Source organism: Candidatus Erwinia dacicola (assembly GCF_001756855.1).
In the GTDB taxonomy this organism is placed as follows: domain Bacteria; phylum Pseudomonadota; class Gammaproteobacteria; order Enterobacterales; family Enterobacteriaceae; genus Erwinia; species Erwinia dacicola.
In genome coordinates, this window is sequence record NZ_MAYS01000239.1 from 1 (window position 1) to 10,043 (window position 10,043).

12 protein-coding genes are annotated in these 10,043 nt (G+C 40.8%); 11 read left to right on the forward strand and 1 reads right to left on the reverse strand.

What is annotated here, in order from left to right:
• The coding region (locus tag BBW68_RS07415) for a hypothetical protein (RefSeq protein WP_148127586.1) at positions 1-304 on the reverse strand (304 nt) is incomplete at its 3' end.
• 105 nt (positions 305-409) lie between these two features.
• On the opposite strand from BBW68_RS07415, the gene BBW68_RS07420 reads away from it, so the two are divergent.
• The 11 genes from BBW68_RS07420 (at position 410) to trbG (ending at position 9,867) form a co-directional block, all read left to right on the forward strand.
• Positions 410-943 (forward strand): S26 family signal peptidase, encoded by a 534-nt coding sequence (locus BBW68_RS07420; protein ID WP_186821300.1) that lies wholly within the window; start codon positions 410-412, stop codon positions 941-943.
• Positions 944-1,033: 90 nt separating this feature from the next.
• Positions 1,034-1,573 carry a lytic transglycosylase domain-containing protein gene (locus tag BBW68_RS07425; RefSeq protein WP_196562552.1) on the forward strand — a complete coding sequence of 180 codons (540 nt, stop codon included), beginning with the start codon at positions 1,034-1,036 and terminating at the stop codon, positions 1,571-1,573.
• Positions 1,570-2,514 (forward strand): P-type conjugative transfer ATPase TrbB, encoded by a 945-nt coding sequence (gene trbB / locus BBW68_RS07430; RefSeq protein WP_070134640.1) that lies wholly within the window; start codon positions 1,570-1,572, stop codon positions 2,512-2,514. Before BBW68_RS07425 ends, trbB begins: the two co-directional genes overlap by 4 nt.
• Before the next feature lie 9 nt (positions 2,515-2,523).
• On the forward strand, positions 2,524-2,883 hold the full coding sequence (locus BBW68_RS07435; RefSeq protein ID WP_070134641.1) for a TrbC/VirB2 family protein: 360 nt from the start codon (positions 2,524-2,526) through the stop codon (positions 2,881-2,883).
• Positions 2,884-2,888: 5 nt separating this feature from the next.
• Positions 2,889-3,209: a conjugal transfer protein TrbD gene (gene trbD, locus BBW68_RS07440; RefSeq protein ID WP_032300801.1), complete on the forward strand. Its 321-nt coding sequence runs from the start codon at positions 2,889-2,891 to the stop codon at positions 3,207-3,209.
• On the forward strand, positions 3,206-5,707 hold the full coding sequence (locus tag BBW68_RS07445) for a VirB4 family type IV secretion/conjugal transfer ATPase (RefSeq protein ID WP_070134642.1): 2,502 nt from the start codon (positions 3,206-3,208) through the stop codon (positions 5,705-5,707). The genes trbD and BBW68_RS07445 overlap by 4 nt, the downstream gene beginning before the upstream one ends.
• Positions 5,704-6,429, forward strand: coding sequence for a TrbJ/VirB5 family protein (locus BBW68_RS07450; RefSeq protein ID WP_070134643.1), 726 nt, complete (start codon positions 5,704-5,706; stop codon positions 6,427-6,429). The genes BBW68_RS07445 and BBW68_RS07450 overlap by 4 nt, the downstream gene beginning before the upstream one ends.
• Before the next feature lie 2 nt (positions 6,430-6,431).
• The gene (locus tag BBW68_RS07455) at positions 6,432-6,674 is read left to right on the forward strand and encodes a hypothetical protein (RefSeq protein ID WP_148127588.1); all 243 of its coding nucleotides are present in this window, start codon (positions 6,432-6,434) and stop codon (positions 6,672-6,674) included.
• A gap of 18 nt (positions 6,675-6,692) precedes the next feature.
• The gene (trbL, locus tag BBW68_RS07460; protein WP_070134645.1) at positions 6,693-8,300 is read left to right on the forward strand and encodes a P-type conjugative transfer protein TrbL; all 1,608 of its coding nucleotides are present in this window, start codon (positions 6,693-6,695) and stop codon (positions 8,298-8,300) included.
• Positions 8,297-8,941 (forward strand): VirB8 family type IV secretion system protein, encoded by a 645-nt coding sequence (locus BBW68_RS07465; protein ID WP_070134646.1) that lies wholly within the window; start codon positions 8,297-8,299, stop codon positions 8,939-8,941. Before trbL ends, BBW68_RS07465 begins: the two co-directional genes overlap by 4 nt.
• Positions 8,942-8,952: 11 nt before the next feature.
• Positions 8,953-9,867 (forward strand): P-type conjugative transfer protein TrbG, encoded by a 915-nt coding sequence (trbG, locus tag BBW68_RS07470; RefSeq protein ID WP_029403614.1) that lies wholly within the window; start codon positions 8,953-8,955, stop codon positions 9,865-9,867.
• The last annotated feature ends 176 nt before the right edge of the window (positions 9,868-10,043 follow it).

Genomic DNA, 10,043 nt, shown 5'->3' on the forward strand with positions numbered 1-10,043 from the left:
TCAGTTTTAATGATTCAGGGGGGTTTATCGGGCGTGAAAAAATCTCAGCCTCTTTGTACCAGTATTCTTTTTTTTCAGGGATTTCTTCTCTTTCTGCCTTGATTACATAGGCAATTTCTTCTGTTGTGATCCCCAGTAATCTTGCGAGGTGTGCGCATTCTGCGGGAGAGACATAGCCTTTTCCCTGTTTCCATTGTGAAATTTTTATCGGTGGAGCGTCCAGATATTGGGCTATTTTTCGGTAACTATCACAAATAGTTAGCTTTTTTGCTTCTTCTATGTATTCAAAAAAATTTTTTTTCATAAATTATTGTCTTTGGTGTTGGTGTACTGTATTTTATATAAAATACAGTATTTTGTAACAATGTTAACCCTATACTACTTTTCACGCAGCTTATGGGTACGGATTGTGATCACAAACAATACACTGAAACGTAAGTTTTTAAATACCCTTCTCTTTTTCGGCGTTTTGTCCGGTTGCGTTATGCTTTATCAGCATTATTTCGTTGTCAATTTTACTAAAAGTATGCCGTTAGGAGTGTACTTCAAAAGTTATCCAGCATCTTATACAAAAAATGATACGGTTTTGGTTTGTCTTGATGATGAGATAGCAAGATGGTCTGTTGATCATCACATCATTGCTGATGGTTTAGGTTGCCGGCATTCAGCACCGTTACTCAAAAAAATCGTAGCAACTGAGGGGGACAGGGTAACTGTGACCCATAAAGGCATTGTTGTTAATGATGTTTTAGTCCCGAATACCGCGCCAATTGCCAGGAAAATTAAGCAGTGGAACATTATTGATAGGGAAATATTATTAAAACCGACGGAGTATATCGTTGTCGCCAATCAAAATAATCTGTCTTTTGACAGTCGTTATTTTGGTGTAGTAACAGACCGGAATATTACCGCAAAAATCAGACCTTTTTATTTATTTGACTGATTTTTAAGGTGAAAATTTTTTATCTGTGGGGCTGATAGAACCGCCTTATGCGGTAGCTATCACCTGAATAAAGGAGTTCTCTTGATTGATATGCCGAGTGTGTCTGCATGTGCGCCGGAGATAGCCGCAGATACGTTACAGAAAATTATTATGGTTGAAAGTGGCGGTAATCCTTTTGCCGTTAATGTCAATAAGCTGTCCGCCGGAAGCCAGCCTAAACCGAAAAACGTGGCTGATGCCGTTGCAGCGACACAATACTGGATAGCAAAAGGCTATTCTGTTGATGTGGGTTTAATGCAGGTAAATAGCCGCAATTTTAAAATGTTGGGTATTACTGATACTGAATTAAGCTCTGTTTTTGAACCCTGCAATAATGTGAAGTACGGAGCAACAATTTTACTTTCTGCATGGAACATGACTTCATCCAAAGAACACCAGAACGACCGGCTGATGAAATCATTGAGTATTTACAATACGGGTAATGACGTTAACGGATTTAAAAATGGTTACGTCAGTAAGTATGTGGGAAGAAACATTTCCGGTTCACTGGCAAAAACGGTTGTCACTCCTTATAACGCAGACTCCAGTGTCGGGTTTAATGCAGACTCTTTTTACGGGGATGATTTATGAATACGGGTGATGATAAAAAAATCAGTGACCTTGCCAAAATGCTTTGGCGGGAGTTCGATATTATTGCGCCTTATCTCAGGGATGAAACCACTATTGAAATCATGCTCAATCCTGACGGTAATATATGGGTTGAGCAGATCGGTAAGCCAATGTTCAGTATTGGCGAAATGTCGTTATATAACGCTCAATCATTATTTGCCACCATTGCACACAGCATGGGGAAAACAATAGATAATCGCCACCCTTGCCTTGAGGGAACGTTGCTTATTAATGATGCGCGTTTTGAGGGGTTCTATCCCCCCGTTTCAAGTGCGCCCACCTTTGCTATCCGTAAAAAACCTAAAAAAATATTCTCTCTTGATGATTTTAAATTAACTGAAAATCAGAAATCGACGATGGTTACATGGGTGAAAGAACGTAAAAACATTTTAGTCGTCGGCGGAACCAGTAGCGGTAAAACATCTTTTTCTAATGCCTTTATTGACCTGATGGCACAATTTACACCTGATGATCGTATCGTCATTCTTGAAACGCTGGATGAAATCCAGTGCCGCGCAAAAAATTATTCAAAACTGATTGAAACAATGGATGTGACGATGAATCAGTTACTGCGCGGTGTGATGCGTTACCGGCCTGACCGTATTATTGTTGGTGAAGTTGTTGATGCAGCGGCGTTATCTATGCTGAAAGCATGGAATACAGGGCATGACGGAGGGTTATGTACCATTCATGCCGACAGTGCCCTTGAGGGGTTTGACCGCCTTTACGATCTGATTGAAGAAAGCGGGATTAATATGTCAGAAAGGGTGAACCGGCTGATTGGACGGGCGATTGACGGGGTTGTTTTCCTGAAACGGGAACAAGGTGTTCGGGTAGTCAAAGAAGTCGCAAATGTGACAGAATTTAACGGCAGTGAATTTGTGCTTGATTATGTTAATTAAGGAAAAACTATGTTAGAGAAATATTACTATAGCCAGTCGAGACTGACCCAGCAACTGATAGTGTTAGGTGCATTGCTACTGGTCTGTATGTTGTTAAGCAGTCATGCAATGGCAGGTCAGACGCAAGGTTTACCTTGGGAAAGTCCGCTTGAGAAAATCAAAAACAGCATAACCGGCCCCGTAGCGGGGGCGATTTCCTTTCTCGGGATTTGCGTTGCGGGAATGATGCTGATTTGGGGCGGTGAAATGTCTGATTTCACCAAGCGTATCGTTTATGTGGTTCTGGTTATCTCTATTATTTTAGGGGCAAGTGTGGTTATCAACATGTGGCAGGGTAACGGTGCATTGATCCCTCTGTCTATGGTGTAAACGCCATGAAAACACAAGAGCCGCTGGTTAGTTTTATTATTCACCGCTCGTTAAATCGTCCTGATTTAGTCTTTGGGTGTGAACGTAAACCGTTATATTGCTTGGGCTTAATTGCTGCCGTTATGATTTTTTCTTCTTATAACCTCTATATTGCGGGGGCGGGTCTTGTTGTTTTCTGCGTGGGGGTTTACCTGTTGCGACGTATGGCGAAAGCCGATCCTTTCATGTCGCTGATTTTTCAGCGGGCTATCCGATATCGTTATTATTACCCTGCAAGGAGCACACCGTTTGCAACTGGTGCAAAATTCAGAAGGAAAAAACAATGAAGTTATATAAGAAACAATACAATACATCACTTTCTTTTGCTGACTTACTGAATTTTGGCGTGATGATCACTCCCAACTTAATGTTGGGTAAAGATGGTTCACTGACTGCCGGATTAATTTATACCTGTTGGGATTATGAAAATTCCGATAATTCTGAATTAAATGACTTGGTTAATGCACTTAATGCTGCCTATCTCCGGTTGGGTACAGGTATCACATTGCACTTTACGGTAATAAGGAGTGAAACCTCAGAATATCCGCAGCCGGAAAAAAGTCATTTTACGTCATTACTGAATAAATTAATTGATGAAGAACGCCGGATCAAATGGGAAAGCGCAGGGGCGCATTTTTCGAGTGTGCTTTCATTTTCAATTACTTATTTACCTGAAAGCATGTCAAAAAGTCGGTTAAGTGATTTCTTTGTTACCGACGAATCCGGCACTAAAAAATCAAAATCATTAACAGATAAACACATTGAATACTTTGAAAGCGTTATTTCAGAACTCAGCGGACAATTAAGCGGAACGTTTACTCTGCACCGGCTTGGGGTACGCCATGATAACGCTACAGGTGTTGTTTATAATGATTTAGTCCAATATTTCAATCATTGTATCAGTGGTGATAATTATCCGGTCATTCATCCGGATAATCAGTTTCTTGATGCTGTTTTGTCTACGGATGATTTTTATACTGAGCCTCGTCTTAAAATTGGTAATAAATATATCAGTGTGCTTTGCATTGATGCTTATCCGGCAAGCTCAGTGATGGGGATGCTGCAATCGTTATCAAATTTACCTTGTGAGTATCGCTGGACGACCCGCGCCATATTTCTTGATCCGATAGATGCGGATAAGCAAATTGAAAAATACCGTAAAAGTTGGGGGCAGAAAGTTCGTGGATTTGTCGATCAACTTATGGGTAAACACAGCGATAATATTAATTATGATGCAGCCACGATGAAAGAGGATGCACAGATTGCTAAAGGTGAAAATAACTCAAATACGGTTCGCTATCTGTATCTTACGCCCACAATAGTGATTATGGATGAAGATATTGACCGTTTGGATGAAACGACAAATCTTATCCGTACCACGATTAAAAATGTCGTCAATTTTAATGCAAGAATTGAGACAGTTAATGCAATGGATGCCTACCTTGGCAGTCTGCCGTCTCATACCTATGAGAATGTGAGACGACCCCTTTTACATACCGGAAATATGACGCATATAGTGCCCTGTTCCACGTTGTGGACGGGCGAAGAAACATCGCCCTGCCCGTTCTTTCCGCCGGACAGTCCGCCGCTGATGAAGGTCAGTACAACGGGTAACTCCGAGTTTAATCTTAATTTGCATGAGGACGATGTAGGACACGGCATTATCGGCGGTAAAACAGGTGCAGGGAAATCATCATTAGTCACATTAATTTCTTCTCAATATGACCGGTATCCTGATTCTCAGGTATTTACCTTTGATAAGGGACGTTCTGCAAAAGTGTTCTGCAAACTATCGGGAGGAAAGTATTACGATATTATGACGGGCGAGCATTCTCTTAACTTTGCACCGCTGGCGCGTATAGATGAACCGAGTGAGTTTATATGGGCGTTTGAGTGGTTACAGGATATTGCCGAAATTAACGGCGTAAAGCTGGATTCTGAAAAAGTTAAAAAACTGAATGAAGCCCTGAAAATTGTCTCAAGAATGGATAATAAGGACGGCCAGTACCGTAACATTGATTCACTGATTACAAAATTGCAAGACCGCGAATTGAAAGATTTGTTCAGTCAGTACGGCTCCGGCGGGGCATACGGTGAAGTGCTTAATCAGCCACAAGAACAAATTACACTCAGTAACTTTACCGTTTTTGAGTATGGAGAATTACTGGACAGGGGCAATAAAATCAAACTGCCGGTACTTTTTTATCTCTGCCACCTGATTGAGCGACAACTCGACGGAAGACCGACACTGGTTAATATTGACGAGGCATGGAAGTTTTTAGATGAACCTGTTGCGGGTAAACGCCTTTTACAATGGCTGCGTGAATGGCGTAAAAGCAATGCTGCCGTGGTTATTTCCACCCAGAACCTGCACATTATCGAAAAAGCCTTTCCGCTGGTATTTTCAGAAATCGCTATGGCTTGCCCGACAAAACTGTTTCTTAGTAACCCCGCCGCCGAGGAAGAAGTTTCGATCAATGCTTATAAAATTCTTGGCTGCAAAGCCGCTGAAATCCGCAGAATCCGTCATTTAACGCCGAAGCGTGAGTATTTTGTGAAAAAAGGTGATTTTCGCCGGACATTCAGCCTCGATATGGTTGAGGGTGACATCGGACTTGCTACCGTTGCCGCAAGCTCTAAAAAAGATTTAAAAGAGATAGATAAATTAGATTTTGAACATTCCAGTGAAGAAGATTTACTGCACCAGTGGCTTGATTTTAAAGGTGTTGATAGTGGCTATGTGCAGTATCTGACAGACAGACTGAAATCAAGGGGTGAAATATGAGAAAGTTATTAATCGCGGGTATCTTTGCTGTAAGCAGTCTTACCAGCATCAGCAGTTTTGCCGGCGGTTGGGCGACTGAAACAACACAGTGGCTCAATAAGATACAACTGACTGAACAAGTCAGGCAGCAAATACATACCGTTCAGAACCAGATAAAAGATATGCAGGAACTACCTGCCTCAGTATTAAACCTCGGTGCCAGCAAAGAAGAAATTTTAGGTGTGTTTAAAGAGCTTAAACGAATTTATCACGAGGGACAAAATATTGCCAACGCCGGACAGGACGTAGCTAATTATTACAAAAAAATGGGAAATATTGATATTGCGGACGCATTGCAGAACGGCAACTACCCACAACTGTTTAATCAGTGGAGTAACCAGAATCACGACACTGTGAAAGCGGTTCTTAAACAAGGAGGTCTGTCTGAAGAATGGTTCACCAATCAACAGGCTGAAGTGAGTGACTATAACGCCGTACTGAACAACGCAGACGGCACAGTGTCAGCTTTACAGGCAGCGGGTAAACTCGCAAACGCTCAGTTAGACAGTATAAATCAGCTTGCACAATTGCAAATGTCCCAGAATAACCTGCTGGCATCTCAGGCAGCGACTCAACAAAGCGAAAAAGATGCGGAGAGAGCCGATACAATCCGGCGTTCAGAAATGAATGTGATCATAAATTCTGATAACAACACTGCTGCTGATTTTCTAAAGAGGGACTAAATATGAAACTGATTACCACAGGACTTTCTTTCCTCCTGATAATTACCGTTGTTTCTACTGGATATTTATGGAAACAAAATAAAGAATTGCATTATCAGATTAATGAGCTATCTACCGTTGTTGCTGAACAACGTGTTGCAGTTCAAAGTTGCCTTAAAGAAAAAACAGATACGCAACATAGAGGTAAAGCTAATTTTGTTATTCCAGATGATTCAGGTAATGCGGAAGATTGGTTAAAACGATAACTACGCTAAGGATGTGCCATGAAAAAGATTATTTTCCTTTTCTGTGTATTGCTAATGCCATTTTTAACACATTTAGCATATGCGGATGATGTAAGTGGATTAACTGGTGAATGGAAGTCGCCGGAAGAAGTCCGCCGTCTTATTGATGAAAGTAGAAGAGAAACAGCTTTAATAAATCAGTACACTAATGAGTGTGCAAAGGGTAATAATCAAAGTTGTATTCAATTGGAAACTATAAAGTCAAAAAACAGCAAAATTAATTTAGATGCAAATTTTGTCAAAACTTTTAGTGATTCTTTTCAACAAGAAATAAAAAAGTGGCTGCCGCCTTTGCAAAAAGCTGCCAAATATTTACTTTTTACACTTGGGATTATTGCACTGGTCTTAAAAATGGTTCCACTGGTTCTAAAGGGGGCTGATTTAGGGGAGATAATAAAAGAACTGATAATTTTTGTTTTAATTATTGGTATCTGGTTGGCATTTATAATAAACGCTAAAGAGTGGACTGATGCAATCATAAATAGCTTTATGAAACTAGCTCAATTAGCTAATCAAACATCTATGCAAGCTACGCCTGTTGGAATATTAAAGCAAGGGTTTATTGTTGTTGGCAAAGTGTTTACTGACCCGATAAACCCTATAACGTTATTAACGCAGGTTATTTGTGCATTAATTATAATGATTATTTATGCGAAAATTGCATTTTATTTACTGAAAGTCATGCTTGAGACGTACATTGTTTCTTATGGAGGAATAATTCTGTTGGGGTTTGGTGGGATAGCTTTCACCAGCGACTATGCAAAACGCTATTTTACCTACGTTATCTCATGCGGCATTAAATTATTTATGACATTACTTATTATCGGTTTTGGCGGTAATTTTATTGCCTCATTCCTGACTCTCAATTTTACTGAATTTGCAAATTGCGTCGCAATTGTTGCTGTTGTTGTCATGCTTATGATGTTGGCTGAAGGTATACCCGACATGGCACAGTCTATGGTCACTGGTGCCAGCTTAGGCAATAGCAATATGAATATCGGCGGCTCTCTTGCAACAATGGCCGCTGCCGCCGCAGCATTTACCGCCGCCTGTTATGCCGGAGCCGCCGCCTTTAAAGCGGCAGGGGCGGCCAATGCAGCAGGAGGAGGCGGAGCCGCTACAGGCGGACTTTCCGGCGGTGATTTAGCGAATGCGTTAAGCAAAGGCGGCGGCTCGGGTGTTGCCGGTGGGGGCGGTTCCGGCGGTAGTAGTTCACTGCCTAACGGGGGTAAATCCGGTGCTCAGTTAGTGAAAGAGGGAAAAGTACAATCGCCTAATAAAAATACGGGTAACACAGCAACGGATACTGAATCAGGAAAACCACAACAAAGCAGAACGGGAGCAGCCCTGAAAGCTGTCGCTAAATCCGTTGGTGAGGGAATACTCAATAAAGCAGCAGGAAGCAGAGGCTCCACGGCAGCAAACATTACCCGTGCAGCGTTAAATAATGCTGCACAAAGTCAACAGTCCACAGAAAGCCCTCGTAAACCTATTGCCAGTCCGTATGCAAAAAGCACCGGAAATAATAGTAGCGGAACCAGTAAAACGCCTAACAAGGGAAATAATGATACAGGGGAAAATCAATGAGTGATGATAAATTCAAAAAATCGTCCGGCTGGAACAGTTTTTTAGGTAAGACTAAAGAACAAGTTACGTTCTACCGATGGACTACTATCCTTTGCGCTGTCGCGGCTATTATCTCTATTTCTGGCTGTATTTATTTCTCTTCTCAGGTGAAATATGTGCCTTTTGTTGTTGAAGTCAACAAAGATTACGCGCCGTTGCAGGTTCATCAGCTAGAGTCTTTAGGGCAAAGCAAAGATGCGGTTACACGTTCGCAACTGGCAACGATTATCAAAAATATGCGGGTAGTCTATGCCGGAGATAAAGAAGCGCAATTAGATGCTATTAAATCAGTCTATTATTTCATCAAAACCAACTCGCAACCTTACAAATATGTTCAGGAGATGTTCTCAGTTGATGATCCGATGAATCAGAAATTTTTAAATCAGGTGGAAATAAAAGCCATTCTTCCTTTAAGTAAAGATACATGGAGGGCTGAATGGGTAGAAAAGAAAGCTATGCCTGATGGTAAAAATGTTCTGTCACGAAACTATTCAGCGGTTATTCAGGTTGAGTATGCAGATACTATTTCTGCTGAAATGATTATCAATAACCCTATCGGGTTATATCTTAAAAATATGCAAATTACAGAAGAATATAAATAGGGTATAACGTTATGAAAAAAACAATTTTATTTACCTCATTGCTGATTTCAGGCGTTGCATTAGCTGATCCTGTTGTGCCTTCTGTCAGTAATATAGAAAGGATTAATACAGGTGCAACCTCTCAACCAACAACGCCACAGCAGGCTATGCCATCTTCAATGCTCTTAGGTGGTAAAGACTTACCTTTAAGCCGAAAAGAACAACAGGCGATTAAAACAGCAAATCAATGGGTTAACGGGAAACAGTATATTTCTAATGGCGGTCAGGAAGTCGTGTACACATATGGAGCAGGTCAGGCGGCCATTATTGCCACACCGCTAAAACTCAGTGTTTTTGAGCTTGAATCCGGCGAACGTATTGTTAATGAGGGTATTCAGTTAGGTGATTCTGTTCGTTGGCACGCTACCCCCGTAAAACAGGGGAATCAGACGAATGTTATTATAAAACCAACGGACACAGGACTATCAACGGATTTAGTTGTCGTCACAGACCGCCGTACTTATCACATTAAATTAATTTCAAACAGTAAAAACTATACTCCATTAGTCAAATTCAGTTATCCAGAAGATGAAAACCAAAAAGCGTGGAATGCGTACTATCAAAATTCAGGTGCAGATAATAGCAGTATCTCACTTGCCGGAAATAAAACGGGACTTGCCCCTATAAATTTTGATTATACCATTAAAGGCGATAATAAAATGAAACCGTTGCGGGTTTACGACAATGGTGCTCAGGTGTTTATTCAAATGGATGGAAAACTACAGGAAACTCCCGCATTATTTGTCATTAATGGCTCAGGAAAACAGCAATTAGTTAATTATCGTTATGTGGATAATACCTTTGTTGTTGACCGCTTGTTTAACAAAGCTGTTCTGACACTTGATGTTGGCGGTGATCAGGAAAAAGTTACCATCACAAAGGGGTAAACGATGAAATACAAATTATTCTTTGCCTTTGTATGTATGGTATTAGCAGGGTGTGTTAGTAAGCCTAATATCTCATCGTATGATGGTACACAGGGAACAATAGGGAAAAACAGTATTCAAAAAATGGTATATGGCGTTGATGTTATTTTTTCTAAACTTCATTCAAAAAATACTAT